This is a genomic window from Sphingomonas astragali (genome assembly GCF_051400615.1).
Classification (GTDB): domain Bacteria; phylum Pseudomonadota; class Alphaproteobacteria; order Sphingomonadales; family Sphingomonadaceae; genus Sphingomonas.
In genome coordinates, this window is sequence record NZ_JBLFFH010000003.1 from 106,836 (window position 1) to 133,262 (window position 26,427).

Consider the following 26,427-nt stretch of genomic DNA (forward strand, 5'->3'; position numbering starts at 1 on the left):
GGGCAGTATGGTGACCCTCCTCTCTCGCCTGATGTTCGTCCTGCTGGGCGTGACGATCGCGTTCGCGTCGTCCGCCCGCGCCCAGGACAACGGCCGCTTCGTCGAGATCGCGGCGATGCCGTCCGCCAACATCGCGCCGCCGCACGTCACCGTCTGGCTGCCGCCGGGCTATGACGGCGGCAAGCGGCGCTACGGCGTGCTCTACATGCACGACGGACAGAATCTGTTCGATCCCGATCTGTCGGCATTCAAGAAAGTGTGGGGCGTCGACGCCTCGATCCGTCGGCTGGTCGCGGCGAAGAAGATCGCGCCGGTGATCGTCGTCGGCATCTGGAATCCGGGCGTCGACCGCTATCGCCAATATCTCCCCAGGGCGCTGCACGATGCGGCTTCGCCACGGCTTCGCGCCGAACTCGACCGCCTCGCGGGCGGGCCGGTCCTGTCGGACGCCTATCTCCGCTTCATCGTCGAGGAGCTCAAGCCGCGCATCGATCGCGACTATCGCACGCTGCCCGGCCGCGATCACACCGCGATCGCCGGCTCCAGCATGGGCGGGCTGATCTCGCTCGCGGCGATCGCCCGATATCCGCGCGTGTTCGGCCGGGCGGCGCTGGTCTCGACCCATTGGCCGCTCGGCGACCCGGCCAACGTCGGGCGGTTCAGTCCAGAGGTCGCGGCGCTATGGCGGAGCTATCTCGATAGGCATCTCGGCGCGCCGTCCGGCCGCCGCATCTGGAGCGATCGCGGCACCGCCACGCTCGATGCCGCCTATGGCCCCTATCAGGAGGCGATCGACGCCGACTTCGCCCGTCTCGGGTGGAAGCGCGGGCGCGACTATGAAAGCCGCGTCTATCCCGGCGCCGCGCATGAGGAGCTGAGCTGGGCGGCGCGGCTCGAAGAGGTGCTCGGCTGGCTGCTGGCGCCGCGATGAGCGAAGCGGCGGACCAGGCGCTCGAGGAGGTGGGACGCGCCGGCCAGCGCCGCCCGCGGCTCGGCTTCTGGCAGCTCTGGAACCTGTCCTTCGGCTTCCTCGGCATCCAGGTCGGCTTCGCGCTCCAGGGCGCGAACGTCAGCCGCATCTTCCAGACGCTCGGCGCCTCGATCGACGACCTGCCGATCCTGTGGATCGCCGGTCCGGTCACCGGCCTCATCGTCCAGCCGATCATCGGCCATTTCAGCGACCGCACCTGGGGCAGGTTCGGCCGGCGCCGGCCCTATTTCCTCATGGGCGCGATCCTCGCCTCGGTCGCGCTGGCGCTGTTTCCGAGCGCGTCGGCGCTGTGGATGGCGGCGGGGCTGCTGTGGATGCTCGACGCCTCGATCAATATCTCGATGGAGCCGTTCCGCGCTTTTATCGGCGACATGGTCGACGAGCGGCAGCGCACGCGCGGCTATGCCTTCCAGACGATCTTCATCGGGACGGGCGCGGTGCTGGCCTCGCTCGCGCCGGCCTTCCTCACCAGGGTTGTCGGAATGAGCAACACCGCGGCGCCCGGCGCCATCCCGCCGGCGGTCGCCTACGCGTTTCACATCGGCGCGGTGGCGCTGTTCGCGGCGGTGCTGTGGACCGTGCTGACGACGCGCGAATATTCGCCCGAGGAGCTTGCCCGGTTCGGCGCGACGACGGCCGAAGCCGAACACACGCCGCTCGATGCACCTGGCGCGGTGGCCGGCGGCCTGTGGCTTGCCGTGGGACTGGCGGTCGCGGCAGGCGTGTGGTGGCTCGGCCTCGACAAGCCGCTTTACGTTCTGGGCTTCGGTTTCGCCGCCTTCGGCGCGGCGCAGCTCGTCAACGCGCTCGCGGTGGCGCAGGATAGGCGCGACACGCTGCTCAACCACCTGCTCGGCGATCTCGCCAACATGCCGCCGACGATGCGCAAGCTCGCGCTCGTCCAGTTCCTGTCCTGGTTCGCGCTCTTCATCCTGTGGATCTACGCGACGCCGATCGTCACCCGCTATCAGTTCGGCGCGACGCAAGCGGCGGGGCAGGCCTATAACGACGGCGCCGACTGGGTCGGCGTGCTGTTCGCGGTCTACAACGGCGTGGCGGCGCTCTACGCCTTCATCCTGCCCGCGCTCGCCGAACGGATCGGCGCCACCCGCCTCCATGCGGCGAACCTCGTCGCCGGCGCGCTCGGCTTCGCCTCGGTGCTGATGATCGCCAGCCCGGCGCCGCTGATCCTGTCGATGGTCGGCATCGGCATGGCCTGGGCGTCGATCCTGACCATTCCCTATTCGCTGCTCAGCGCCAGTCTGCCGCAGGCCAAGCTCGGCGTGTACATGGGGCTGTTCAACATCTTCATCGTGCTGCCCCAGCTCGTCGTCTCGAGCGTGATGGGCTCGCTGGCGCACGCGCTCTATCCGGACGCGCCGATCGTCTCCTTTCCGATCGCCGCAGCCTGCTTCCTCGGCGCGGCGGTCCTGATTCTTCGCCTGCGCGACGAGGCGGGGCTTAGAACAGCCCGACCAGCAGCGTCACGTTGAGCCCGATCACCACGGCGCAGATCACCCACGCCGCCGCGAGAAGCCAGCCGCGGTTGGCGTGCTCGCCCATCAGCCGGCGACTGGTGGTGAACTGGACGAGCGGCACCATCGCGAAGGGGAGCTGGAGGCTCAGCACCACCTGGCTCAGCACCAGCAGCCTGGCGGTGCCGCTCTCGCCGTAGAGCCCGGCGACGATCGCCGCCGGCACGATCGCGATCAGCCGCGTGACCAGCCGCCGCAGCCATACCGGCAGCCGGATGTTGAGGAACCCCTCCATCACGATCTGCCCGGCGAGCGTGCCGGTGACGGTCGAGTTCTGACCCGAAGCGAGCAGCGCGATCGCGAACAGCGTGCTCGCGGCGCCGACCCCGAGCACCGGCGTGAGCAGGCGATAGGCGTCCTGGATCTCCGCGACTTCGGTGCGGCCGGTGGTGTGGAACGCGGCGGCGGCGAGGATCAGGATCGCGCCGTTGATGAACAGCGCCAGCATCAGCGCCACGCTCGAATCGATCGTCGCGAGCTTGAGCGCCTCGCGCCGGCCTTCGGCCGTGTTACGGAAGGCTCGGGTCTGCACCACCGCCGAATGGAGATAGAGGTTGTGCGGCATCACCGTCGCGCCGAGGATGCCGATCGCGATGTAGAGCATCGCCGGGTTGGTGACGATCTCGGGGCTCGGGATCAGCCCGCGCGCGATCCCCGCCAGGCTCGGCTGGGCGAAGGCGAGTTCGACCGCGAAGCAGACGGCGATGACGATCAGCAGCGCGACGATGAACGCCTCGAGCTTGCGGAAGCCGTAACGCTGCAGCGCCAGCACCAGCAGCACGTCGACCGCCGTGATCGCGACGCCCGCGACCAGCGGGATGCCGAGCAGCAGCTGGAGCGCGATCGCGGTGCCGATCACCTCGGCGAGGTCGCAGGCGATGATCGCCAGCTCGCACAGCACCCACAGCGCGAGATTGACCGGGCGCGAGTAATGCGCCCGGCACGCCTGGGCCAGGTCCATGCCGCCGATGATGCCGAGCTTGGCCGACAGCGCCTGCAGCACCATCGCCATGATGTTCGACAGGAGGATGACCGAGAGCAAGGTGTAGCCGAACGCCGAACCGCCGGCGAGGTCGGTCGCCCAGTTGCCCGGGTCCATATAGCCGACCGCGACCAGATAGCCCGGCCCCGCGAACGCCCCGAACTTGCGCCAGAAGCCTCCGAGGTGCGGCACATGCACCGAGCGATGGACCTCGGACAGGCTGGGCGAGGGCGGCGGCACGACAGCGTCGGCAACGGGCGGCGGCGCCATATTATCCTTTCCCCGGTTGATCCGGTGCCATTATGAGGTGGGCACCGCGCGGGCTCAACCGCTCGAGTTCCACCGCGCGCGCGAAAACGGCTTCGAACATCTCCACCGTCAGCCGCCCGGTGTTCTGGTTGTAGCGCGAGCAGTGATAGCTATCGATCAGGATGCGTCCGTCCGGCATCCGGTGCTCGGCGCGATGGGCGAAGCGCGCCTTGGGAAGCTTGCCGCCCAGCACCTTCACCGCCGACTGATGGGCGATCTGGCCCAGCGCCACGAACACGCGCAGCCTGGGCAGCGCCGCGACCTGGCCGTCGAGGAAGGGCCGGCAGGTCCGCACTTCCTCGGGCGTCGGCTTGTTCTCCGGAGGCAGGCATTTGACCGAATTGAGGATGATCGCGCCGGTGAGGCGGAGGCTGTCGTCCGGCCGTCCTTCATAGCGGCCGGCGGCGAGGCCGAACTTCGCCAGCGTGCCGAACAGCAGCTCGCCGGCATAGTCGCCGGTGAAGGGCCGGCCGGTGCGGTTGGCGCCGTGCTTGCCGGGGGCGAGACCGATGATGCCGAGCCAGCCCTCCGGGTCGCCGAACGCCGGAACGGGCGCGTTCCACCAGCCGGGATGTTCCGTCCGCAACGCCTCCCGCAACGCCGCCAGCCGCGGGCAGCGCGGGCAGTCGTGCGGCGGCTCGGTCATGGGAATCGGGCCGGGTGCGAAGCTCACGCATCTCCGCTAGGGCAGGCGCATGGGGCTCACAAGCTATGCGATCGCGCTGGGATCGAACCGGAGGGGCCGGCACGGCGGTCCGGAGGACGAGGTGCGTGCGGCATTGGCGCTGCTGAAGCCGATCGCGGTGTCGCCGATCGTCGGCAGCGTCGCGACGGGGCCGTCCCTCCGCCGCTACGCCAATGCCGCCGCGATCGTCAGGGCGGACGTGCCGCCGGATGCGCTGCTCCGCCGCCTGAAGGCGATCGAACGCGCCTTCGGCCGTCGCCGCGGCCGGCGCTGGGGCGCGCGGGTGATCGACCTCGACATCATCCTCTGGTCCGAGGGCGCCTGGGCGAGCCCCGGCCTGGTCGTGCCGCATACGGCCTTTCGCGAGCGCCTGTTCGTGCTCCAGCCGCTGGCGGCGATCGTGCCCGAGTGGCGCGATCCGGTGACCGGACTCAGCGTCCGTCACCTCCTCGCTCGGTTGACCCGGCCGCGCGCCGCACGTAGGGCGCAGCGTCAGTGGGTCCGTAGCTCAGTTGGTAGAGCAAGCGACTTTTAATCGAGAGGTCCCGGGTTCGAGTCCCGGCGGACCCACCACTGCCTCTCCGGACGCGTTGGGACAGGTTGTTGCCTAGGGTGCACACCCTAGAGTCGTTTTCAGCTTCGCTGAATCGGCACCGGCCCGCTCCCCACCCGGCCACCCAACGGCAGTATCTTATGGGTGGCCGGGTGGGGAGCGGGCCGGCGCCGCTACTGTTTCAGCTTTGCTGAAACAGTCTCTAGCGTGCCGGCGCCTTGGCCGGTGTCGCCCGAGCCTCGGCAGTGAGCACCAGCTCGGCGGCGAGCAGGGCGCCTTCCTGGTCCTGCGCGACCGACGTGCGCTCGACGATGTCCGTCACGAACTGCGGACCGAAGGGCAGCGGCACCTTCGAGCAATCCAGATAGCGCGTGCCCTTGCGGTCGGCGATGAACAGGTGGTTTCCGCCGGGCCGTCCGGCGATGTCCACATATTTCCTGAGCTCGATGTAGCCTTCGGTCCCGAGGATGAACAGGCGGCCGTCGCCCCAGGTGGGCAGGCCGTCCGGCGTGAACCAGTCGACCCGGACATAGCCGGTGCCGCCGTCGCCGTTCAGCACCATGTCGCCGAAGTCCTCGAACTCGGGATGCTCGGGATGGTTGAAGTTGCCGGTCTGGGAGGCGACGACATGGGCGCGCTTGCTGCCCGTCAGATAGACGAACTGGTCGGCCTGGTGGCTGCCCACGTCGGTGAGGATGCCGCCGTTGCGCTTCGTATCCCAGAACCAGTCCGGCCGGCTCGCCGCGGCCAGCCGGTGCGGGGCGAGGTTGACGGTCTGGATCACCCGGCCGATCGCCCCGTCGTGGACGAGCTGGCCCGCCATGACAGCGGCGGGCACCTCGAGGCGCTCCGAATACATGATCCCGTACTTGCGCCCGGTCTCCGTGATCGCGCGCCGGACGTCGGCGAGCTGCTGCAGCGTGACGACGGCCGCTTTGTCGCTCAGATAGTCCTTGCCGGCACGCATGACGCGGATGCCGAGCGGCGCGCGCAGGCTGGGGATCGCCGCGCTGCACACCAGCTTGATGGCGCGGTTCTCGATGATCTCGTCCTCCGAGCGCGCCAGCGGGACGCCCGGATAGCGTGTCTGAAACATCGCGATCTGCTTGGGATCGGCGGCATGGAAGCTGGTCAGCACGCCGCCGCCGCGGATCACGGCGTCGGTGATGCCGTAGATGTGATTGTGGTCGAGCCCGATCACGGCGAAGGGCACGCGATACTTGGCTTCGGGCGCAGGCCGCGCCGGCGCGCCTTCGGTCGGCGCGTCGCCGCGGGTGGCGGACTGCGCGAGCGCGTCGGCGGCGAAGCCGGCGGCGGGGAGCGCGGAGAGAAGGCCCAGAAGCGCGCGGCGGTTGGATTCGATCACAGCTGGTTCCCTTCGATATGATTTCAGGCCGTGACCAGGTCGGTCGGCCAGGTCATCGCCTCGCCGCGGTCCATCGCCTGCTCGCCGAGCAGCGAGGCGACGCTCGCATGATAGGCCTGTGCGAGCAGTCCGGGGAGCGGCTTGCCCGATCGCACCGCTTCGCCGAAGCCCTCGAACTGGAGCATCGTCTCGTCATATTCGCCCCAGCCCAGCGAGTCTCCCGGCGTCGTCACCGGGAGCTCGGGGAACCAGGTGGCGCCGCCGATCGGAACGGTGCGCTTGTGGCCGCGCCTGACGTCCTCCCGCATCCGCTGGAGCGCCAGCACCTTGGGCGGCACCTCCTGATAGATGCGGCCGAGCTCCGGCTCGATCGTCCCCTTGCTGCCCTGGATCTGCTCCTCGCACCCGTAGCGCGCGTTGTTCAATAGCGAGGTGTAGACGAACTTCCGCCCGCCCGCATATTCGTAGACCAGCGCGACATGGTCGTAGACGTCGCGGCCGTCCTTCCAGAAGCAGATGCTGCCCGACCCGATCACGCGGGCCGGCACCGCGTCGAGGAACCAGTTGCCGACCTGGAGCTGGTGGGTGGCGAGCTCGGTCATCAGTCCCGCCGAGACGTCGCGGTAGAGCCGCCAGTTGATCTGCCGGTCGGTGCCTCCGGGCGGGACCGGTCGCCGCCAGCTGGTATTGCGGTGCCAGCTCGCCCGGATCTGCGTGATCGCACCGATTTCCCCCGCCTTGACCCGCCGCAACGCGTTGAGATAGGTAGGGTTGAACATCCGCTGATGCCCAACCTGCAACACCTTGCGGCTGTCCTGCGACCTTTTCACCATCGCGCTGCAATCGGCGATCGTGCGCGCCATCGCCTTCTCGCACCAGACGTGCAGCCCTGCATCGAACGAATCCAGGGCATGGGCCGCGTGGACGTCGAGCGGGGTCGCGATGACGACCGCGTCGAGGCCGCCGGCGTCGAGCATCGCGCGATGATCGGCGAAGGCGGGCGTGGCCGGGCTGACCAGTGTGCGTCCTTCCGCCAGATGCGGCTCGAAATTGTCGCAGATCGCGGCGACGGTGCAGTTGTGGGTCTTGAGGATGTTCCGGATCAGCGTCCGGCCGCGATCGCCCGTCCCGATCACGCCCAGCCGCACGCGGTCGCCCGCGACCGGCTCGGCTCCCGCGGCGGAGATCGCCCAGGGCGCGGCAGCCGCCATGCCCGCAGCCGCCGTCGCCTTCAGGACGCCGTCGATGAACGAGCGTCGCGTGAGGTCGAAATCCTTGTCGGTCATTGCAGAGCCATCTCATCTGGTTGAACGGGCATCGCCGCTTCACGGCTGAAATCGAACAGGAAGCGGCGCTCTTGCCCGCAGTCCAGCAAATACCCGGCCTGGCCGTCGTCGGCGACGAGCAGCGCCGTGCTCATCACCTCGGCACGCGCGCCGCTGCGGTCGATGGCGACCGTTGTGCGTGCCGCGGTGACGACGGAGGCATCGGTCGGCCGGATCATCGCGGCGCGTTCCGGCGCGGCCGTTCCGGCGCCCACGGTCGACGAGATCGAGAGTGCCTCGTCGCGCAGCTCGAATTCCGCAAGGGATCGTTCGGGTTCGAGAGGGTGGGGGAGCGAAATCGGCCAGCCTCCCCCCAGCGGATGCTGGCCGACGACCGCGATCGAGCTCTCGCCTGCGCACAGGAAAGCCGATGTCACTCCCGCCGCTCGCAGCACAGTGCAAGCCCGATCGAGCGCGAAGCCCTTGCCGAACCCGCCGAAATCAAGCGCGACGGGCCGCGACGCCTCGATACGGGCATTGTCCCGGTCGAACGAGATCACGTTCCACCCGGCCCCCGGCCTCGACGCATCGGCGGCCGGGTCGAACAGGCCATGCGTCGCCGCATAGGCCGCCTCGATCTCTATCAGCGCATCGAGCACCACCGGATCATTGATCCGGCAGGGCCGACCCGCCATCAGGCTGTCGTTGAGCGCAGTCGTCGCCGAAGGACGGTGGATCGTGAGCGCGTCGTCGACCGCCTCGATCGCACGCCGCGCCGCGAGCAGCGCGTCGCGATCGTCCGAGCCGAACAGATGCAGCTCGACCCGCGTCCCCATCGCGGTGAACCGCTCGACATGCATCGTGATCATGGGGACGGTCAGGCCTTCACCTCCCAGCCCGGCTCATAGTCGACCGACCAGAGCTTCATCGCCTCGGCGCCGGAGGGTTTGCCGGTCGCAGGATCGAGGGTGAGCGTCGACTTGGTGCGATAGGCTATGTTGCCGAGGTGGCAGAGCGTCGTGCTGATATGCCCCTCGCGGATCGGCGAGGCGAGCGCGCCCGCGCGGCCGCGGATGACGTCGACGAGGTTGCCCGCGTGCAAAACGTCGAGCGCGCCTTCCCCGACCGTCCCGGTGGTCTCGGAGCTCGCCGCCGCCGCCACCTGCCGCACCTGCTTGCCGGCGAGGTCATAGAGCTCGAACCCGTTACGGTCGACGACCGCCGAGCCCTTGGTCCCCAGGAACAGCACGCCGCGCCCCCGGCCATAGCGCAGCATCCCGTTGCAGCTGTTCCCGTCCCACCGGATCGCGCGCCCGTCGGGATAGACGAGATCGAGCGCGAGCGTGTCGTACATCTCCCAATCGTCGCCGCGATAGAATTGGCGCGAGCCGCGCGCCGCCACCGTCTCCGGGAAGGTGAGCCCCATCAGCCAGCGCGCCACGTCGAGTTCGTGCATCGCGTTGTTGCAGGTCTCGCCGGTCCCATACTTCCAGAACCAGTGCCAGTTGTAGGGCACGAGGTTGGAACGATAGGGCCCGCGCGGCCGCGGCCCCTGCCACATGTCCCAGTCGAGATGCGCCGGCGGCGCCATCTCGTGCCCGCGGCCGATCGAGGTGCGGTTGTTGGCGTACCAGGTCTGCGCCTCGTACACGTCGCCGAGCTCGCCGGCCTTGATCAGCGCGGCGAGCTGCCGGGTCTCGACGCTCGAGCGCTGCTGGTTGCCGACCTGCAGCTTGCGGCCGGTACGCTGCTGCACGGCGATCATCGCTTCGCCCTCGGCCGGAGCGAGGCTGATCGGCTTCTCGCAATAGACGTCCCGGCCGGCATCCATCGCGTCGATCGCCAGCTTGGCGTGCCAGTGATCCGGAGTCGCGACGGTCACGATATCCACCGCCTTGCTGTCCAGCAGCCTGCGGTAGTCGCGCTCGGTCCTGGGCGCAGGGTTGCCCTTGGCGGTGAACTCCGCGGCGCGCTTCGCCAGGATCTGCGAGTCGACGTCGACGAGATGGGTGATCGCCACGTTCGGCAGCTTCGAGAAGGCGCTCATATGCGCCTGTCCGCGGCCGTTGACCCCGACCACCGCGACGCGCAGCCGGTCGTTGGCGCCCTTGATCTGCGCATAGCTGCGCGCGCTCATCGCGATCCCGAGCGTGGCGCCCGCGCCCTTCATCATCGTCCGGCGGTCGAGCATCGTCATTCCCCTTGCAACTCGCGCAGCTTGATCGAGCGGAAATCGACACGGTCGCCGTGATCCTGGAGCAGGATCGGGCTCTGCGCTCCTTCGCCGAAGTCCGGCCGGCCGACGAACTTGCTCTGTGCGACGAGCCCACGGAACTCGGGCGAGCCGCGTTCGTACTCGACGACCTTGAAGCCGTTCAGCCAATGCTCGACGTGCCGGCCGCGCACGACGATCACCGCGCGGTTCCATTCGCCCGGCGGATTGACCCTTTTGCCCGGATTGTCCGGGTCCGACAGGTTGCGCGCCGGAATCAGATCGTAGAGCGAGGCAAGCGTGCGGTTGCCGTCGCGGCCCATCTTGGCGTCGGGATGGCGCTTGTCGTCGAGCAGCTGGTACTCGAGTCCGACCAGCGTCCTGGGATCGATGCGGTACTTGATCCCGCTGTTGGCGCCGGGTGTCAGGCGGAAATCGACCGACAGCTCGAAGTTGCCATAGTCGCGCGCCGTAACGATGTCGCCGCCACCCTCGACCGACAGGATGCCGTCGCGGATCGACCAGCCCTTGTCCGGAAACCCGGCCGCCTTGGCGCTGCGCCAGCCAGTGCCCGTATCGCCGTCCCACAGCAGCGTCCAGCCCGCACGCCGCTCGCCGTCGGACAGACGGTTGGTCAGCCAGCCCTGCTGCTCCAGCGCCGTCGCCGGAGACGCGAAGCGAGCCGCGTCCTCGCTGATGATCCGGACGTTGCGGAACCGCACTTCGGGCTTCCGGCTCGCCTCGGCATCGGAGATGGCGTGGACCTGAAACGCGATGAACCCGCGTGTGTCGGTATCGTCGGCGATATCCGCCGCCGGCACGCCGTTCACCCAGGTACGCAGGCGATTGCCGATCGCCTCGATGCGATAGTGATTCCAGTCGCCGGAGCGGAAGGTGCGCCGCGCCGCATCGTTGCGGCCGAGCGTGTAGAGCCACTGCCGGCGCTGCTCGTCGTAGATGCCGCCGCTCCACGCGCGCTTCGACGGGTCGATCTCGGCCTGGTATCCGAAGACCACGCCGTTCCGGTAATCGGGCCGGCTCTGACCGCGGATCATCACCCCGGAATTGAGTACCGGATCGGTCCTGGCGTCGAACTCCAGGATGTAATCGCCATATTGCGTGTCGGACACGAGCCAGCTGTTCGCCGATCCCGGCGCGGCACGCCCGACAAGTTCGCCGCCGACGATCTCGAAACTCGCGTTGCCGCCGGCCTTGTGCCAGCCGGCGAGACCTGAGTGCGGCGTGATGTCGCGCCAAGGCGCCTGCTCCTGCGCCGGAGCGGCAGCCGTCGCGGCGACCGGTGCGGCGAGCAGACCCAGAATTGCGATTCCGCGCACCGTCGCGGCGGCTGCGATCCTGTTTCCGCGAGGGCGGGCCGAGCGCCGCTCATGTCTTGACGATATCATGGCTGTCCCGCCTTATGTTACCGCGGTTCCGGCCTTGCCGACGCGGCCTCTCCTCCGCCGACGTTAGTCCGTGGTCCGACCACATTGCAATAGGGTGTCTGACATTTTGTCAGTACAAATGCGGTCGTTCTGCCTGCCGAAGGCTTGACGAGGGCCGTTACAGGCGAAGTAGAATGACGACGCGGAGACAGGGCCGGAGCGCGCCCGGCCGATCGAGCGAGGAACGATATGCCAGCGGAAGAACGGGGCGGCAAACTCTACCGGAAGATCGTCCAGGCGATCGTTGCCGACATCGCCAACGGCGTGTTTCCCGTGGGGACGCGGTTGCCCGCCGAGCGCGACCTGACCGAACGGTTCCAGGTCAGCCGCCCGACGATCCGCGAGGCGATGATCGCGCTCGAGATGCAGGGCCTGGTCGAGGCGCGCAAGGGATCGGGCGTGTTCGTGCTCGCTTCTTCGGCCGCCGACGGGGACCGGGAACTCGACATCGGCGCGTTCGAGATCACCGAGGCGCGCCGGCTGCTCGAGGGCGAGGTCGCCGCGGTCGCCGCGACCGAGATCGACGAGGCGCAGCTTGCCGAGTTGCGCGAATTGCTGGCGCAGATGGCGCAGGAAGATACCGCCGCCGCCGAAGAGGCCGACCGACGCTTCCACATCGCCATCGCCGAGGCGACCGGCAACGCGGTGATCATCTCGGCCGTCACCGATTTCTGGGACATGCGCTTCCGTTCGCCGCTCGCGCGCGAGGTGCTCCGGAAGGCGGGCAGCCTGGGCACGGAAAGCCGCATGGCCGAGCACGGCCGCATCCTGAAGGCGCTCGAAGCGCGCTCGCCGGTCGATGCGCGCAACGCGATGCGCGACCATCTTACCAGGCTCATCGACCATCTTCTGCACGTGACCGAGACCGAGGCGGTCGAACGCGCCCGCGCGGAGACCGATCAGCGCCGACGCGCTCTCGCCCGCCGCACGGTCTGACACCCGACCCGGATTCCATTCTGTCCGCATAAAGTGATGCCGGTGTTCCTGCGAAGGCAGGAGCTCAGGCCACGAGCGATAGGCCGATGATCCAGGGCTCCTGCCTTCGCAGGAGCACGCCTCGGCATCATCGGACAGGCTCTGGTCCGGACACCGTCAATTCTCTGAGCCCGCACCTGACGTGAGGCGTAGCGCTCCGTAAGTGCGGCGATTGGTCTCGCCCCCGATCGCCCTCGTCGTCAGACGCTATTGTCATAGTTGCCTGACAATGATAGCTGACGAGCAACGATAAGATATAACCCGATTGTCAGGAAGCATCCCGGGCGGCCAACTGCTCGCCCGGCCAATCAGGGAGAGGGGAATGAACGGCGATCGCCGCAGCAAGCGTCAGCTATTGATCTCTGCGAGTTTGGTGAGCCTTGGCATGGCATCACCGGTCTACGGCCAGACGGCCCCACAAGCTCCCGTAGGGCAGACTGGCCAGACAAGTGAACAGCCGGCCGCCGAATCTCCCGAAACCGACCCGCAGTCACCGGGACCGGACATCGTCGTCACCGGCTTCCGCGCCTCGCTCAACAGCGCGCTGAACCTGAAGCGGGAGGAAACCGCCGCGATCGACAGCATCGTCGCCGAGGACATCGGCAAGTTCCCCGATTCGAACCTCGCCGAGTCGATGCAGCGCATTCCCGGCGTCGCCCTGTCGCGCGGCGACGGCGGCGAGGGGCGCAATATCTCGGTCCGCGGACTCGGCGCGCAGTTCACCCGCGTGCGCATCAACGGGATGGAGGGCGTGTCGCAGGTCAGCGGCAGCGACATCCGCGGCGGCGTCGCCACGGGGCGCTCGTTCGACTTCGTGACCTTCCCGACCGAGATCTTCTCGAGCCTCTCGGTGCGCAAGACCCTGTCGGCCGACGTCGAGGAAGGCTCGCTCGGTGCCACCGTCGACCTGCGCGCGCCCAAGCCGTTCGACCAGAAGAAGGACTTCGTCTTCTCGGGCACCGTGCGCGGCATCTACAACGACATCGCCAAGGATATCGACCCGCGGCTGTCCGCGCTCGTCTCCAAGAAGTTCGGCGACACGTTCGGCGTGCTCGGCAGCATCGCCTATTCGAAGCGCCACATCGACGAATATGCCTATTCGGCGGTGGACGTCCTGCCGTCCTATGTCGCGGGTCAGGCGGCTCCCGCGAATGTACCGAGACTGCCCACAGATCCCCCCGGCGCCATACTGCTCCCGTATTGCACACCGGTCGGCTACGTCTTTCGCGGCGTCGCGGTGAACAGCCCCGGTTCGAGCTATGCCAACGGCGGCACATCGGTGGGTGCCGATGCCAATAATTGCTCGGCCGGCAACCCCCGCACCAGCACGCAGGCAGCCTATGATTATATCATGAGCCGCACGGGCGTGTCGGGTCGCCCGGGCGGCGGCGTTTTCCTGCCGCGCCTGCCGCGTCCGGTGAAGGGCAGCCAGAATCAGGAGCGCCTGGCCGGGTCGCTGACGCTGCAATGGAAGCCGACCGACGACACCGACATTTCGATCGACGGCCTCTATTCGCGCTTCAAGGTCAATCGCCTCGACACGATGATCGACGCGCGATCGATGGGTCGGACCGCCTCGAACAACGGCCAGCCGATGATGTCGATCCGCGACATCGAGGTCGACGACAACGGATCGCTGATCCACGGCCTATGGGACGGCGTGGACCTACGCTCGGAGATGCAGGACGAGCGTTTCACCTCGACTTTCCGTCAGGTGAATCTCAACTTCGACCACCGCTTCTCCGACACGTTCCGCGTCTTCGGCATGGCCGGCGTCAACGATTCGCGACTGGACGTGAACCGCCTGCAGGTCGCGATCGATTCGAACGACACCGACGATTTCTCGATCGACTTCCGCGACAATCCGGACGTCCCAAAGATCGGTTACGGCATCGACCTGACCGATCCGGCCAACTTCCTCTACGGCCCGCCGCTGCCCGACGGCACGCAGCAGGGACAGATTTCGAGCTTCATCCGCAGAAACACCATCGTCAGCAAGACGTTCGACCTCAACGGCGCGTGGGAGGCGGCGCCGGACTTCACCGTTCAGTTCGGCGGCCAGTATCGCACCAATAAATACACCGCGCGCGAGCGACAGCTGATCCCCGACCAGTCGCTGCCGCAGACGCTGCCGGCGGGCGTGTCGCTCGCCGACATCACCTTCGTGACGAAGGGGGTGGGCAAGAACCTGGACGGCCAGATGCAGGATTTCGTCGCAATCGACCCGGACAAGTTCCGCGACGCGGTGAACTTCAGCAGCTATCAATATTGCAGCGTGGAATGCGCCAAGGGCACCTATGGCGGTGTCGACGAGAAATATACGTCCGGCTACGTCATGGTGAAGTTCGACACCAAGGATGTCCTGCCGTTCGCGCTGCGCGGCGATGCCGGCGTCCGCTACGTCCACACCGATCTCGACACCTACGGGCCGATCCCCATCGAGGCGCCGGACGGGTCGCCCTATCCCTCGCAATATGTGATCTCGCGGGTGCAGCGCTCGTACGAGGACTGGCTGCCGTCGATGAACCTCGCGCTCGACATCACGACCGACCTCATCGCGCGCTTCTCCGCGGCGCGTGTGATGTCGCGCCCGGCCTATGGGCAGCTGATCCCCAGCGGCAGCGCGAACATCGTGATCCGCACCGCCTCGATCACCAACCCCTATCTCGATCCGATCCGCGCCAACACCTTCGACGCCTCGCTCGAATGGTATTTCGCGCCCGGCTCGCTGCTGTCGGTCGCCTATTTCTACAAGAACATCGAGACCTATATCCAGAACACCAACCAACTGGTGCCGTTCCGCGAGCTCGGCCTCCCGCTGTCGCTGCTCGAGGGCACGGGCACCGGCGTCACCGCGGACGAACTGTTCAGCGTGACGCGCAGTAACAATACCGACGGCGGGCCGCTGCGCGGGTTCGAGGTGAACCTCCAGCTGCCGTTCCGTTTCCTGCCGGGTGCGCTCAGCAACTTCGGCGTGCTCGCCAATTTCACGCGCGTGCGCTCGAGCATCAATTATATCATCTCGCCGACCATCACGCGCCGGGCGCCGCTCGTCGGCCTCTCGCCGGAGACCGCCAGCGGCACGCTCTACTATGAGGACGACAGGTTCAGCATCCGCTCGACGGTCAACTACCGGGCGGCGTTCCTCACCGGCGTCCCCGGCCCGACCGACAGCGACGCCAACGTCAACGCCAGCTCGATCTTCGTCGACGCATCGGCATCGTACAACATCAGCGACAACATCAAGCTGATCGCCGAGGTGTCGAACATCACCAACGAGACCAACCGCCTCTACACCGACACCACGCGGAAGGACCCTCTGTACACCGCCTATTTCGGTCGCACCTACGCCCTGGCGGTCAACTTCCAGTTCTAGGCTCTTCCCCTGTCGCCGTGAGCATCTGCCGGTCGCCCGGCGTGCTCTCGGCGAGCTTCGTCAGCTATTATTCAAATTTGCCTTACCAATTCTTTGTATCTGGCCTGCCAAATTCGGACCTGCTAGACGATCACCTGGCAGAAGGGTTCCAGAACGGGCGGCAAGGAGGCGAGTGACCGGTGTTGATGACGGAAACGATGCGCTGGTTCGGCCCATCTGACCCCGTGAAGCTGAAGGACATCAGGCAGGCCGGCGCCAGCGAGGTCGTCACCGCGCTCCACGAGATCCCCAACGGCGCGGTCTGGCCGCGCGAGGCGATCGCCGCGCGCAGGCGGGAGATCGAGGCGGCGGGCCTCGGCTGGACGGTCGTCGAGAGCCTGCCGGTGCACGAGGGGATCAAGACCCGTGCGGCGGACTGGCACGCGCTGGTGGAGCGCTACCGCGAGAGCCTGGTCAATCTCGCGGCGTGCGGCATCGCTACCGTCACCTACAACTTCATGCCCGTGATCGACTGGACCCGGACCGATCTTGCCTGGGAGATGCCGGACGGTGCGCTGGCGCTGCGGTTCGAGATCGAGGCGGCCGCGGCCTACGACCTGCACATCCTGCGCCGCGCGGGCGCCGAGCGCGACTATCCGCCGGCCCTGGTCGAGCGCGCGGCGCGGCGGTTCCGCGCGATGACCGACGAGGATCGCCAGCGGCTGGAGCGCACGATCATCGCCGGGTTGCCGGGCAGCGAGGAGACCTTCACCGCCGAGCGGTTCCGCGACGCGCTCGCGCAATATGACGATGTCGACGCCGACGCGCTGCGCGCCAATCACGTCGCCTTCCTGGAGGCGGTCTGCCCGCTGGCGGACGAGCTCGGGATCCGTCTCGTGGTCCATCCGGACGACCCGCCGTTCCCGCTGTTCGGCCTGCCGCGCGTGGTGAGCACCGAGGACGATGTCGCGACGCTGTTCGCGCGCGTTCCCAACCGGTCGAACGGGCTGTGCTTCTGCGCCGGGTCGTTCGGCGTGCGCCCCGACAACGACCTGCCGGGCATGATCGAGCGGCTGGGCGAGCGGATCGGCTTTCTCCATCTCCGCTCGGTCCAACGCGAGGGCGAGGGCACGTTCCACGAGGCCGCCCATCTCGAAGGGGACGCCGGCATGGTCCGGTTGGTCGCCGCGATCCACGCGCTGCAGCAGCGCGAGCGGCGTTCGATCCCGATGCGACCCGACCACGGGCACCAGATGCTCGACGACCTCGCGAAGACGACGCTGCCCGGCTACTCGCTGCTTGGCCGGATGCGCGGTCTGGCCGAGCTGCGCGGCGTGGAGCGGGGAATCGCGCATGTGACCGCCACCGCCGACCGCTTCGTCCCGGCCTGACGATGGCGCGCCCGCTCCACGAGGCAGCCAATCCCGCACCCGAACGAGTCGAGGCGTCTGCCGGCGGCAACGTCCGCTGGATCATCTGCGCGCTGCTGTTCTTCGCGACGACGATCAACTATATCGACCGGCAGGTCATTGGCATCCTCAAGCCGACGCTCCAGGCCGAGCTCGGCTGGTCCGAGATCGACTATGGCATGATCGTGTTCTGGTTTCAGGCGGCCTATGCGATCGGCCTGCTCGCGTGCGGGCCGCTGATCGACCGGATCGGCTCGAAGCTCGGCTATGCGGCGGCGATCGGCCTGTGGAGCCTGGCCGCGATGGCCCATGCGCTGGCACGCAGTCCGGGAGCCTTTTCCCTGGCACGCTTCGCGCTGGGCCTAGGCGAGGCCGCGAACTTCCCCGCGGCGATCAAGTCGGTCGCCGAATGGTTCCCGAAGAAGGAACGGGCGCTCGCCGCCGGCATCCTCAACGCCGGCGCCAATGTCGGCGCGATCGCCACGCCGATCATCGTGCCGTTCATCGCCATCCGCTACGGCTGGCAGGGTGCGTTCATCGTGACGGGGTTGCTCGGCTTCGTCTGGCTGATCGCCTGGCTCGCCTTCTATCGCGCGCCGGCCCGGCATCCCCGCGTGTCCGCCCAGGAGCTCGCCTATATCAACGCCGATGATGGCGCGGACGGCGTCCCCGCGCCGATCCGGTGGCGTGCGCTCTTCCGCCACCGCGGCACCTGGGCGTTCGCCACCGCCAAGTTCCTGACCGACCCTGTGTGGTATCTGTTCCTGTTCTGGCTGCCCGATTTCTTCGCCAAGCGGCACGGGCTCGACCTGACCAGCTTCGGGCCGCCGCTGATCGCGGTCTATCTGCTCGCCGACGTCGGCAGCATCGGCGGCGGTTGGCTGTCGTCGTGGCTCATCAAGCGCGGCTACAGCGTCAACGCCGGGCGCAAGCTGGCGTTGCTCGCCTGCGCGCTGGCGGTGCTGCCGGTGTTCTTCGCGAGCGTGGTCTCCAGCCTGGTCGCCGCGGTCGCGATCCTCGGCCTCGCCGCCGCCGCGCATCAGGGATGGTCGTCGAACCTCTACACGATGGTGTCGGATACCTTCCCGCGCGGTTCGGTCGCGTCGGTAATGGGGATCGGCGGCGCGGCGGGCGCGGTCGGCGGGATGATCATGGCCCGCTATGTGGGACAGGTGCTCGAGACGGTCGGCAGCTACCTGCCGGTGTTCCTCTGGGCGGGCACCGCCTATCTGGTCGCGCTTCTCCTGGTCCAGCTCCTGGTGCCGCGACTGGATCGGCCCGCTTCCGCCGAGGTTTAGGGCGGATTGCGGAAAACCTGGCCCACTATTCGTCACCCCGGACTTGTTCCGGGGTCCACCGGGCAACCAAGCGCTGGTTTCGAAGTTCGAGCAGGAACATCGGCGCCAGTCTTCGCCGAGAAGTGGATGCCGGAACAAGTCCGGCATGACGATGCCGGTTTGTTGCAAGCTGCTTCAATCCCGCGATAGCAGGAGTTGGATTGACGGTTATATCCGTTGAGAATTGAGCCAATGCGCAGAGGCCGCTTCCCGCAATGACCGAACCGCTCGTGCCGACCGTTCCGCCTGCGCGAGCGACGCGCCGGCCACCCTGGCTGCTGGCCGGCGCGGCGCTGGTCGCCGGCGCGCTGTGGCTCCTGTTCCGGCTCGGATCGGAGGTGCGCGCCGGCGAAGCGCTGGCGCTCGATCGCAGCCTCATGCTCGCGATGCGGGTGCCCGGTCATCCGGAGCTTCCTGCCGGACCGGCGTGGCTCGCGGGCACGATGCGCGACGTGACCGCGCTCGGCGGCGCGACGGTGCTGACCGGCGTGGTCCTGCTGACGATCGTCTTCCTCGCGCTCAAGCGGCTGTGGCGGCCGGCGCTGCTCGTGCTGGTGGCGTCGCTGTCGGGCAGCTGGGCCGTCTCCGCGCTCAAGGCCGGCTTCGCGCGGCCGCGGCCGACGCTGATCGATCATCTGGTGGAGGTGAGCAACGCGAGCTTCCCCAGCGGTCATGCCGCCAACAGCGCGATCATCTACCTGACGCTCGCCTCGCTGCTGTTTCCGGTAATCCGCGAGGCGCGGATGCGTGTGTTCGTGCTCGCGGTCGCATTGCTGCTGACCGGCGCGATCGGGATCAGCCGCGTCTATCTCGGTGTGCACTGGCCGAGCGACGTGCTCGCCGGCTGGCTGTTCGGCGCGCTGTGGGCGCTGATGTGGTGGTGGATCGAGGCGCGGCTGCTGCGGCGGCGACCAGGATGATCTTGGTTCGCGCGAACCGATCCCGCGATCAGGCAGCCTGATCCCGCTCCGCCAGCTTGCGCTCCCACGCCAGCGCATCCTTGACGATGCCGTCGAGATCGGCGTGCTGCGGCCGCCACGGCAGCGTGGCGAGGATCGCGCTGTTGTCCGCGACCAGCGCGTCGGGATCGCCCGGGCGGCGGCCTTCGAGGCGGCGCTCGATCCTGTGGTTGGTGACGCGGTCGACCGCGTCGAGCACCTCGAGCACCGAATAGCCGCGGCCATAGCCGGCGTTGAGCGTGTGGCTCTTCCCCGGATCGGCGACGAGCAGCTCCAGCGCATGGACATGCGCCGCGGCGAGATCGGTGACATGGATATAGTCGCGCACGCCGGTGCCGTCGGACGTCGCGAAGTCGGTGCCGAACACGCTCACCCCGTCGCGCTTGCCGATCGCCGCCTCGACCGCGACCTTGATGAGGTGCGTCGCCCCCGCGGTCGACTGGCCCGAGCGGCCCTTGGGGTCGGCTCCGGCGACGTTGAAGTAGCGGAGCGCCGCATAGTTGATCGGATGCGCCGCAGCGACGTCGCGCAGCATCGCCTCGGTCATCAGCTTGGACATGCCATAGGGATTGATCGGCACGGTTGGGTCGCTCTCGGCGACCGGCACTTTCTCCGGAACGCCGTAGGTCGCGGCGGTCGAGGAGAAGATGAAATGCGGCACCCCGCTCGCCACCGCGCTCTCGATCAGCGAGCGGCTCGCCGCGGTGTTGTTGCGATAATATTTGAGCGGATCGCTGACCGATTCCGGCACCACCACCGATCCGGCGAAATGCATGACGGCGCGCACATGGTGCTGGCGCATCACGTCGCGAACGGCGGGGTCCTCCACCGCCATCCGGACCAAGGTGGCGCGCGGGTCGACCGCCCAGTCGAAGCCGGTGACGAGATTGTCGATCACCACCACAGGGTAGCCTGCATCGGCCAGCGCCAGTACCGCATGGCTGCCGATATACCCCGCACCGCCCGTCACCAGCACCGCGCCGTCCATCGTCACCCTTTCACGCTTTGCGTCGCCGCCTGTCCGGCGGCGACGGGGAATCATTGCCCGAGCGCCATGGCACCCCTATCTCGGCCGTCAAGCCGCCCAGCCGAGGAGCCAGCGATGCCCGAGCCGTCCAGATATGCAGGACGTTGCCTTTGCGGGGCAGTCCGTTTCGAAGCCGAGGTCGCCGAGCCGGAGATGGGCGCCTGCCATTGCGGGATGTGCCGCCGCTGGTCGGGCGGGGTGTTCCTGGCGGCCGAGGCCGAGGCGGTCGATGTCGCCGATCCCGGCGCCCTCGGCTGCTACGTCTCCTCGGAATGGGCCGAACGCTGCTTCTGCAAGACCTGCGGCAGCACGATGTTCTGGCGTTCGAAGGATGGGAAGCACATCGCCGTCTCGATACAGGCATTCGAGAACCCTGGTGATTTCGCCTTCACCTCCCAGATCTTCATCGACGAGAAGCCGTCGACCTACAGCTTTGCCGAACCGACGCGGACCCTGACCGGCGAGGAGGCCTTCGCCGCGTTCGGGGCGGGCGACGGCGCGTAACGAAAGGAACGATCCCATGACTACGGAAACCGCAACGCTCGCGGGCGGCTGCTTCTGGTGCACCGAGGCGGTGTACAAGGACGTGATCGGCGTCGAGGGCGTCGAGAGCGGCTATATCGGCGGCCACGTCGACCACCCGACCTACAAGCAGGTGTGCGACGGCGACACCGGCCACGCGGAGGCGATCCGGGTGACGTTCGATCCGGCCGAGGTCAGCTACGACGACCTGCTCGACATCTTCTTCGCGACGCACGATCCGACGACGCTCAACCGCCAGGGCAACGACGTCGGCACGCAGTACCGTTCGGCGATCTTTCCGCATTCGTCCGAGCAGGAGGCGGCGGCGCGCGCCGCGGTCGCGCGCAACCAGGCGAACTGGCCCGACCCGATCGTCACCGCGATCGAGCCGCTCGGCACCTGGTGGCCGGCCGAGGACTATCACCAGCAATATTGGGAAGGCGAGGGCCAGCGGAATCCCTATTGCCTGGCGGTGATCCCGCCCAAGCTCCAGAAGCTCCGCAAGAGCTTCGCCGCGCGGTCGAAGGCGGCAGCAGCGGTCGCCTGAGGTTTTTCCGTCACCCCGGCGAGGGTCCCATCAAAGTATTGCTTTGATGGGAGCCCGAAAGCAGGGTCTCATGCGATGGCGCGATACGGCCTGAGATCCCGGCTTTCACCGGGATGACGGAGATGGGCTCAGGGCAACGCCTCGCCCTCGACCGGCGGGCGCGTCGCGGCTTCGGCGCCGAGCGCCTTGTAGACGATCCCGCCGAGCACGCCGCCGACGATCGGCGCCACCCAGAACAGCCAGAGCTGGCCGAGCGCCCAGGCGCCGACCACCAGCGCCGGCCCGGTGCTGCGCGCCGGGTTGACCGAGGTGTTGGTGACCGGGATCGAGATGAGGTGAATGAGCGTCAGGCACAGCCCGATCGCGATCGGCGCGAAGCCGGCCGGCGCGCGGCCGTCGGTCGATCCCAGGATCACCAGCAGGAAGATGAAGGTCAGCACCACCTCGATGGTGAAGCCCGCAGCCAGTGAGAAATGCCCCGGCGAATGCTCGGCGAAGCCGTTGGCGGCGAGGCCCTTGGCCGCGAGGTCCCAGCCGGGCTGGCCCTGCGCGATCATGAGCAGCAGATAGGCCGCGATCGCCGCGCCGATCACCTGCGCGATCACGTAGAGGGGGATGTCTCGCGCCGGAAAGCGCCCGCCCGCCCACAGGCCCACAGTGACGGCCGGATTGAGATGGCATCCCGAGATATGGCCGATCGCATAGGCCATGGTCAGCACGGTGAGCCCGAAGGCCAGCGATACGCCCAACAGGCCGATGCCCACGTCCGGAAAGGCCGCGGCCAGCACCGCGCTGCCGCATCCGCCGAACACCAGCCAGAATGTCCCGATCAGTTCCGCAAGTCCACGCTGCACATTGGTCATGGCATTTCTCCTGCGTTCCCCCGACTCGCACGGGTCGGCGCAGTCTATGCGTCGTTGCGAGAGTGTAAAGAATCGCGCGGATGTGCCGCACGACGCAGGCGATCGTTGATCGCGACGCCGATGTCGGCGGCGGGGATCGGGGCGACGGCGATCGCGGGGGCGGGGCTGGCGTCGGCGCGGTGGAGCTCGTCGAACAGCCGCGCTGCGGCTTCGATCAGGTCGCCGGAGGGGGAGAGGGTGGTGTCCCCCACGATCGGGCCGAAGCCGATCAGCCATTCGCCCCCGCGTCGTTCGGTGGCGTTGAGACGCAGCGGCTTGGACGGTGCGTAGTGGCTCTCGAGTTGCCCAGGAGAAACCACGTTCCCCGGCGAAGGCCGGGGCCCAGTTACGACGTCGGTGGCAACTGGGCCCCGGCCTTCGCCGGGGAACAGCTCATCTTCCGCGACCGGCCCAGGACGCAGCACCATCCTTCCCATGACGATCGTCGATTCGATCCCCGCCTCGGTCGGCCCGTCGTCGATCACCAGCGGAATGCGGCGGCCGAGGCTGGCGACGACGTGCTCCGCCCGCGTCGGGCTGATCCCGCCACTGGCATTGGCGGACGGCGCGGCGAGCGGCCTGCCTGAGGCTCTCAGCAGTCCCTGCATCGCCCGGTGGCGCGGCACCCGCACCGCCACCGTCGCCAGCCCGGCGGTGACCAGGCTCGCCACCGCCCCCTCGCGCACCGGCAGCACCAGCGTCAGCGGCCCCGGCCAGAACCGCCCGGCCAACTCCCGCGCCTCGTCGTCGAACACCGCGATCGCTTCCGCGGCGGCGAGGTTCGGCACATGCACGATCAGCGGATTGAAGCTCGGCCGTCCCTTGGCCGCGTAGATGCCCGCGACGGCCCGCGAATCGGTCGCGTCGGCGGCGAGCCCGTACACCGTCTCGGTCGGCACCGCGACGCATCCGCCGGCGCGAATCACCGCCGCGGCCTCGGCGATGGCCGCCTCGCCGTAGGGTAAGGTCCGCGTGTTTGGCGCGCTCATGCGCCTGCGGCTATAGCCTCGGCGGACAAGCAGCAAGCGAGAGGATCATGCCCTTCACCCCCGCCGTCGCCGAGCAGCGCTTCGTGCTCGACCATGTCGCCCGCATCGGCGAGCTCGGCGTCGACCACGACATCCTCGACGCGGTGCTGGAGGGCGCGGGCCAGTTCGCCGCCGGTGAATGGGCGCCGCTCGATCGCGTGGGCGACACGGTCGGCGCGGAATGGACCGAGCGGGGCGTCGTGATGCCGGAGGGCTATCCGCAAGCTTACAAGGCCTATGTCGAGGGCGGCTGGGGCACGATCGGCTCGCCGGAGGCGTTCGGCGGTCAGGGCCTGCCCTTCTGCCTCGCCAGCGCGGTGCTGGAGACCTTGGGCAGCGCCAACATGGCATTCGCGCTCGCCCCGACGCTGACGGTCGGCGCGATCGAGGCGCTCACCCACCACGGCACGCCCGAGCAGCAGGCGCGCTACCTGCCGAAGCTCGCGACGGGCGAATGGACCGGCACGATGAACCTCACCGAGCCCCAGGCCGGCAGCGACGTCGGCGCGTTGCGTACCCGCGCCACCCCGCGCGGCGACGGGACGTGGAGCATCCAGGGCACCAAGATCTTCATCTCGTTCGGCGACCATGACATGGCGGACAACATCGTCCACCTCGTCCTCGCCCGCACGCCGGACGCGCCTGCCGGCACCAAGGGCCTGTCGCTGTTCCTGGTCCCCAAATACCGCCTCGACGCGAACGGCAACCCGAGCGAGCCCAACGACATCCGCGTCGTCTCGATCGAGCACAAGATGGGCCTCCACGCCTCGCCGACCTGCGTGCTGTCGTTCGGCGACAACGGCGGGTGCGTCGGCGAGCTGATCGGCGGAGAGCGCGGCGGCATCCGGGCGATGTTCACGATGATGAACAACGCCCGCCTCAACGTCGGCCTGCAGGGCGTGCAGGTGGCGGAGCGTGCGACGCAGAAGGCGGTCGAGTACGCTCGCGAGCGCATCCAGTCCGCGCGCGCCTCGGCGCCAGGCGCGGGGCCGGTCGCGATCGTCGAGCACCCGGACGTCCGGCGGATGCTGATGCGGATGAAGGCGCAGACCCAGGCCGCCCGCGCGCTGGTCTATCTCGCTGCCGCCGAGGTCGATCGTGCCGCCCGCGGTGATACCGACGCCAGCGCCCGCCTCGACCTGCTCACCCCGCTCGCCAAGGCGCACGGCACCGATCTCGGCAACGAGGTCGCCAGCCTCGGCATCCAGGTCCATGGCGGCATGGGCTATATCGAGGAGACAGGCGCGGCGAAGTATTTCCGCGACGCCCGCATCACCCCGATCTACGAGGGCACCAACGGCATCCAGGCGGCGGACCTCGTCGGCCGCAAGCTGGGGCTCGACAACGGCGGCGTGCTCGCGCGGCTGGTGACGGACATGCGCGGCGAGGCGGGGGCGCCGGCGCTGCGCGAGCTGATCGACGCGTGCGAGGAGGTCGCCCGCACGCTGCTGGCGGCCGAGATCGATGATCGGCTGGCGGCGAGCTATCCGTTCCTGACGATGCTGTCGGTCGCGGTGTGCGGCTGGCTGATGGAGCGTCAGGGCCGCATCGCCGCGACGGGCGAGGGCGAGCCGTTCCTGCGGATGAAGTCGGCGGCGGCGCGCTTCTACGTCGAGCAGATCGTGCCCGAGGCGCTGGGCCTCAAGGCTGCGGCGTCGGCGAAGGCGGATGCGCTCTATGCGGTCGAGGCGGAGACGTTCGCCGCATAACTCCCTCTCCCAAAGGAGAGGGATTCTCAGGCCGTCGCAAACCGCACGTTACCCTCGGCGTCGATCGGCCAGCTCGGATTCCACGCGATCTCCCAGGCATGGCCATCGGGATCGGCGACATAGCCGCGCACGCCGCCGTGCGGCGGCGCCTCGGCCGCCCGCAGCAGCCGCCCGCCGGCCGCGACCAGCCGGTCGATCAGCGGCGCGACGGCGTCTTCGCTCTCGACATTATGAGCGAGCGCAAAGGCGCCAGGGCCGGCTCCGGCCGCTTCCTGCCGATCCTCGTCGAGCGCATCGCGCCGCCACACGCCGAGTACCACTCCGTTGAGCTGGTAGAAGGCGATCTCGTCATTCTCGAACACCGGCTGCCAGCCGAAGCCCTCCGTGTAGAAGCGGCGCGAGCGGGCCCCGTCCGAGGTGCCGAGGGTGATCACCGAAACATAAGGCTGGACCATGAGCCTCTCTCCTTCATCGCTAGGAAGCGGCACCGTGCTCCCGCGAAAGCAGGAGCCCTGGGGAACGGTCCTCCGGTTTGCGGCTCAAGGCTCCTGCTTTCGCAGGAGCACAGGTACTACGCCAATCCGGACGAGACCCTAACGTCGCTCGGACAGATAATAGCGGTCGGCCGGCTTCAGTTCCGCGTCGAGCTCATAGACCATCGGCTGCCCGGTCGGGATCTCCAGCCCGGTGATCTCCGCATCCGAGATGCCCGACAGGTGCTTGACCAGCGCCCGCAGCGAATTGCCGTGCGCGGAGATCAGCACGCGCTTGCCGGCCTTGAGCTCCGGCGCGATCCGCTCCTCCCAATAGGGCAGCACCCGCGCGATCGTGTCCTTGAGGCTCTCGGTCTGCGGGATCGGCACGCCCCTGTAGCGCTCGTCCTTGGCGAGGTCCCAGGGCGAGCCCTCCTCGGGCAGCGGCGGCGGCACGTCGAAGCTGCGGCGCCACAGCTTGACCTGCTCGTCGCCGTGCCGGGCCGCGGTCTCGGCCTTGTTGAGCCCGGTGAGCCCGCCATAGTGACGCTCGTTCAGCTTCCAGCTCTTCTCGGTCGGCAGCCACAGCCGGCCCATCGCTTCCAGCGCCAGGTTGAGCGTCTTGATCGCGCGCGTCTGGAAGCTGGTGAAGGTCAGGTCGAAATCGAGTCCCGCCTTCTTCATCGCCTCACCGGCGTCCCAGGCTTCCTTCTCGCCCAGCTCGGTGAGATCGACGTCCCACCAGCCGGTGAAGCGGTTCTCCAGGTTCCAGGCCGACTGGCCGTGACGGATGAGCACGAGCTTGGGCATGTGAACTCCTTGAATCGTCATGAATTAGAGG

General features: G+C 68.2%; 23 protein-coding genes and 1 tRNA gene. 12 read left to right on the forward strand and 12 right to left on the reverse strand.

Annotation, left to right across the window (positions count from 1 at the left end):
• The first annotated feature begins 10 nt into the window (after positions 1–10).
• On the forward strand, positions 11–931 hold the full coding sequence (locus ACMGER_RS15025; RefSeq protein WP_436812981.1) for an alpha/beta hydrolase: 921 nt from the start codon (positions 11–13) through the stop codon (positions 929–931).
• Positions 928–2,484: an MFS transporter gene (locus ACMGER_RS15030; protein WP_436812982.1), complete on the forward strand. Its 1,557-nt coding sequence runs from the start codon at positions 928–930 to the stop codon at positions 2,482–2,484. The genes ACMGER_RS15025 and ACMGER_RS15030 overlap by 4 nt, the downstream gene beginning before the upstream one ends.
• Here the strand turns inward: ACMGER_RS15030 and ACMGER_RS15035 are convergent.
• Both ACMGER_RS15035 and ACMGER_RS15040 read right to left on the reverse strand, forming a co-directional pair.
• Positions 2,453–3,778 (reverse strand): Nramp family divalent metal transporter, encoded by a 1,326-nt coding sequence (locus tag ACMGER_RS15035; protein WP_436812983.1) that lies wholly within the window; start codon positions 3,776–3,778, stop codon positions 2,453–2,455. The genes ACMGER_RS15030 and ACMGER_RS15035 overlap by 32 nt on opposite strands.
• Position 3,779: 1 nt before the next feature.
• Positions 3,780–4,463, reverse strand: coding sequence for a uracil-DNA glycosylase (locus tag ACMGER_RS15040; protein ID WP_436813549.1), 684 nt, complete (start codon positions 4,461–4,463; stop codon positions 3,780–3,782).
• A 49-nt stretch (positions 4,464–4,512) separates the two neighbouring features.
• Here ACMGER_RS15040 and folK point away from each other — a divergent pair, with 49 nt between their 5' ends.
• Positions 4,513–5,037, forward strand: coding sequence for a 2-amino-4-hydroxy-6-hydroxymethyldihydropteridine diphosphokinase (gene folK / locus ACMGER_RS15045; protein ID WP_436813550.1), 525 nt, complete (start codon positions 4,513–4,515; stop codon positions 5,035–5,037).
• Positions 5,000–5,075: transfer RNA gene (locus ACMGER_RS15050), tRNA-Lys, on the forward strand. Before folK ends, ACMGER_RS15050 begins: the two co-directional genes overlap by 38 nt.
• A 182-nt stretch (positions 5,076–5,257) precedes the next feature.
• Here the strand turns inward: ACMGER_RS15050 and ACMGER_RS15055 are convergent.
• From ACMGER_RS15055 to ACMGER_RS15075, 5 genes are read right to left on the reverse strand one after another with little or no spacing between them, the layout of a single operon-like run.
• Positions 5,258–6,421, reverse strand: a complete 1,164-nt coding sequence (locus tag ACMGER_RS15055; protein WP_436812984.1) for a Gfo/Idh/MocA family protein — start codon at positions 6,419–6,421, stop codon at positions 5,258–5,260.
• A gap of 23 nt (positions 6,422–6,444) precedes the next feature.
• A complete protein-coding gene (locus ACMGER_RS15060; RefSeq protein WP_436812985.1) occupies positions 6,445–7,707 on the reverse strand; it encodes a Gfo/Idh/MocA family protein in 1,263 nt (420 codons plus the stop codon).
• Positions 7,704–8,555 (reverse strand): FAD:protein FMN transferase, encoded by an 852-nt coding sequence (locus tag ACMGER_RS15065; RefSeq protein WP_436812986.1) that lies wholly within the window; start codon positions 8,553–8,555, stop codon positions 7,704–7,706. Before ACMGER_RS15065 ends, ACMGER_RS15060 begins: the two co-directional genes overlap by 4 nt.
• 8 nt (positions 8,556–8,563) lie before the next feature.
• A complete protein-coding gene (locus tag ACMGER_RS15070; RefSeq protein WP_436812987.1) occupies positions 8,564–9,877 on the reverse strand; it encodes a Gfo/Idh/MocA family protein in 1,314 nt (437 codons plus the stop codon).
• A gap of 2 nt (positions 9,878–9,879) precedes the next feature.
• Complete coding sequence (locus tag ACMGER_RS15075) at positions 9,880–11,235, reverse strand: 3-keto-disaccharide hydrolase (RefSeq protein WP_436812988.1); 1,356 nt, start codon at positions 11,233–11,235, stop codon at positions 9,880–9,882.
• 297 nt (positions 11,236–11,532) lie between these two features.
• Between ACMGER_RS15075 and ACMGER_RS15080 the strand changes: the two genes are divergently transcribed.
• From ACMGER_RS15080 to ACMGER_RS15100, 5 genes are all read left to right on the forward strand, one after another.
• Complete coding sequence (locus tag ACMGER_RS15080; RefSeq protein ID WP_436812989.1) at positions 11,533–12,279, forward strand: FadR/GntR family transcriptional regulator; 747 nt, start codon at positions 11,533–11,535, stop codon at positions 12,277–12,279.
• A gap of 424 nt (positions 12,280–12,703) precedes the next feature.
• Positions 12,704–15,694, forward strand: a complete 2,991-nt coding sequence (locus ACMGER_RS15085; RefSeq protein WP_436812990.1) for a TonB-dependent receptor — start codon at positions 12,704–12,706, stop codon at positions 15,692–15,694.
• Between the two features lie 185 nt (positions 15,695–15,879).
• On the forward strand, positions 15,880–17,064 hold the full coding sequence (uxuA, locus tag ACMGER_RS15090; RefSeq protein WP_436813551.1) for a mannonate dehydratase: 1,185 nt from the start codon (positions 15,880–15,882) through the stop codon (positions 17,062–17,064).
• A gap of 2 nt (positions 17,065–17,066) precedes the next feature.
• Positions 17,067–18,380 carry an MFS transporter gene (locus ACMGER_RS15095; protein WP_436812991.1) on the forward strand — a complete coding sequence of 438 codons (1,314 nt, stop codon included), beginning with the start codon at positions 17,067–17,069 and terminating at the stop codon, positions 18,378–18,380.
• Between the two features lie 254 nt (positions 18,381–18,634).
• Positions 18,635–19,339: a phosphatase PAP2 family protein gene (locus tag ACMGER_RS15100; RefSeq protein WP_436812992.1), complete on the forward strand. Its 705-nt coding sequence runs from the start codon at positions 18,635–18,637 to the stop codon at positions 19,337–19,339.
• 28 nt (positions 19,340–19,367) lie between these two features.
• Here ACMGER_RS15100 and galE read toward each other — a convergent pair whose 3' ends face one another.
• Positions 19,368–20,366 carry a UDP-glucose 4-epimerase GalE gene (gene galE / locus ACMGER_RS15105; protein WP_436813552.1) on the reverse strand — a complete coding sequence of 333 codons (999 nt, stop codon included), beginning with the start codon at positions 20,364–20,366 and terminating at the stop codon, positions 19,368–19,370.
• Between the two features lie 114 nt (positions 20,367–20,480).
• Between galE and ACMGER_RS15110 the strand changes: the two genes are divergently transcribed.
• Positions 20,481–20,909, forward strand: a complete 429-nt coding sequence (locus ACMGER_RS15110) for a GFA family protein (RefSeq protein ID WP_436812993.1) — start codon at positions 20,481–20,483, stop codon at positions 20,907–20,909.
• 16 nt (positions 20,910–20,925) lie between these two features.
• The gene (gene msrA, locus ACMGER_RS15115) at positions 20,926–21,474 is read left to right on the forward strand and encodes a peptide-methionine (S)-S-oxide reductase MsrA (protein WP_436812994.1); all 549 of its coding nucleotides are present in this window, start codon (positions 20,926–20,928) and stop codon (positions 21,472–21,474) included.
• A 128-nt stretch (positions 21,475–21,602) separates the two neighbouring features.
• Here msrA and aqpZ read toward each other — a convergent pair whose 3' ends face one another.
• A complete protein-coding gene (gene aqpZ, locus ACMGER_RS15120) occupies positions 21,603–22,337 on the reverse strand; it encodes an aquaporin Z (RefSeq protein WP_436812995.1) in 735 nt (244 codons plus the stop codon).
• A gap of 44 nt (positions 22,338–22,381) precedes the next feature.
• A complete protein-coding gene (locus tag ACMGER_RS15125; protein ID WP_436812996.1) occupies positions 22,382–23,365 on the reverse strand; it encodes an L-threonylcarbamoyladenylate synthase in 984 nt (327 codons plus the stop codon).
• A gap of 47 nt (positions 23,366–23,412) precedes the next feature.
• Here ACMGER_RS15125 and ACMGER_RS15130 point away from each other — a divergent pair, with 47 nt between their 5' ends.
• A complete protein-coding gene (locus ACMGER_RS15130) occupies positions 23,413–25,113 on the forward strand; it encodes an acyl-CoA dehydrogenase family protein (RefSeq protein WP_436812997.1) in 1,701 nt (566 codons plus the stop codon).
• 26 nt (positions 25,114–25,139) lie between these two features.
• On the opposite strand, the gene ACMGER_RS15135 is transcribed toward ACMGER_RS15130, so the two are convergent.
• Together ACMGER_RS15135 and gpmA are read right to left on the reverse strand one after the other, a co-directional pair.
• Positions 25,140–25,568 (reverse strand): VOC family protein, encoded by a 429-nt coding sequence (locus tag ACMGER_RS15135; RefSeq protein ID WP_436812998.1) that lies wholly within the window; start codon positions 25,566–25,568, stop codon positions 25,140–25,142.
• A 138-nt stretch (positions 25,569–25,706) separates the two neighbouring features.
• On the reverse strand, positions 25,707–26,396 hold the full coding sequence (gene gpmA / locus ACMGER_RS15140) for a 2,3-diphosphoglycerate-dependent phosphoglycerate mutase (protein WP_436812999.1): 690 nt from the start codon (positions 26,394–26,396) through the stop codon (positions 25,707–25,709).
• Between the last annotated feature and the right edge of the window lie 31 nt (positions 26,397–26,427).

What these genes read in the sequence shown, in the direction of transcription:
- ACMGER_RS15030 (WP_436812982.1), top strand. Translation starts at nt 928, where the DNA reads ATGAGCGAAGCGGCGGACCAGGCGCTCGAGGAGGTGGGACGCGCCGGC.
- ACMGER_RS15035 (WP_436812983.1), bottom strand. Translation starts at nt 3,778, where the DNA reads ATGGCGCCGCCGCCCGTTGCCGACGCTGTCGTGCCGCCGCCCTCGCCC.
- ACMGER_RS15040 (WP_436813549.1), bottom strand. Translation starts at nt 4,463, where the DNA reads ATGACCGAGCCGCCGCACGACTGCCCGCGCTGCCCGCGGCTGGCGGCG.
- folK (WP_436813550.1), top strand. Translation starts at nt 4,513, where the DNA reads ATGGGGCTCACAAGCTATGCGATCGCGCTGGGATCGAACCGGAGGGGC.
- ACMGER_RS15060 (WP_436812985.1), bottom strand. Translation starts at nt 7,707, where the DNA reads ATGACCGACAAGGATTTCGACCTCACGCGACGCTCGTTCATCGACGGC.
- ACMGER_RS15065 (WP_436812986.1), bottom strand. Translation starts at nt 8,555, where the DNA reads ATGATCACGATGCATGTCGAGCGGTTCACCGCGATGGGGACGCGGGTC.
- ACMGER_RS15070 (WP_436812987.1), bottom strand. Translation starts at nt 9,877, where the DNA reads ATGCTCGACCGCCGGACGATGATGAAGGGCGCGGGCGCCACGCTCGGG.
- ACMGER_RS15080 (WP_436812989.1), top strand. Translation starts at nt 11,533, where the DNA reads ATGCCAGCGGAAGAACGGGGCGGCAAACTCTACCGGAAGATCGTCCAG.
- ACMGER_RS15085 (WP_436812990.1), top strand. Translation starts at nt 12,704, where the DNA reads ATGGCATCACCGGTCTACGGCCAGACGGCCCCACAAGCTCCCGTAGGG.
- uxuA (WP_436813551.1), top strand. Translation starts at nt 15,880, where the DNA reads ATGACGGAAACGATGCGCTGGTTCGGCCCATCTGACCCCGTGAAGCTG.
- ACMGER_RS15095 (WP_436812991.1), top strand. Translation starts at nt 17,067, where the DNA reads ATGGCGCGCCCGCTCCACGAGGCAGCCAATCCCGCACCCGAACGAGTC.
- ACMGER_RS15100 (WP_436812992.1), top strand. Translation starts at nt 18,635, where the DNA reads ATGACCGAACCGCTCGTGCCGACCGTTCCGCCTGCGCGAGCGACGCGC.
- galE (WP_436813552.1), bottom strand. Translation starts at nt 20,366, where the DNA reads ATGGACGGCGCGGTGCTGGTGACGGGCGGTGCGGGGTATATCGGCAGC.
- ACMGER_RS15110 (WP_436812993.1), top strand. Translation starts at nt 20,481, where the DNA reads ATGCCCGAGCCGTCCAGATATGCAGGACGTTGCCTTTGCGGGGCAGTC.
- msrA (WP_436812994.1), top strand. Translation starts at nt 20,926, where the DNA reads ATGACTACGGAAACCGCAACGCTCGCGGGCGGCTGCTTCTGGTGCACC.
- aqpZ (WP_436812995.1), bottom strand. Translation starts at nt 22,337, where the DNA reads ATGACCAATGTGCAGCGTGGACTTGCGGAACTGATCGGGACATTCTGG.
- ACMGER_RS15125 (WP_436812996.1), bottom strand. Translation starts at nt 23,365, where the DNA reads ATGAGCGCGCCAAACACGCGGACCTTACCCTACGGCGAGGCGGCCATC.
- ACMGER_RS15130 (WP_436812997.1), top strand. Translation starts at nt 23,413, where the DNA reads ATGCCCTTCACCCCCGCCGTCGCCGAGCAGCGCTTCGTGCTCGACCAT.
- ACMGER_RS15135 (WP_436812998.1), bottom strand. Translation starts at nt 25,568, where the DNA reads ATGGTCCAGCCTTATGTTTCGGTGATCACCCTCGGCACCTCGGACGGG.
- gpmA (WP_436812999.1), bottom strand. Translation starts at nt 26,396, where the DNA reads ATGCCCAAGCTCGTGCTCATCCGTCACGGCCAGTCGGCCTGGAACCTG.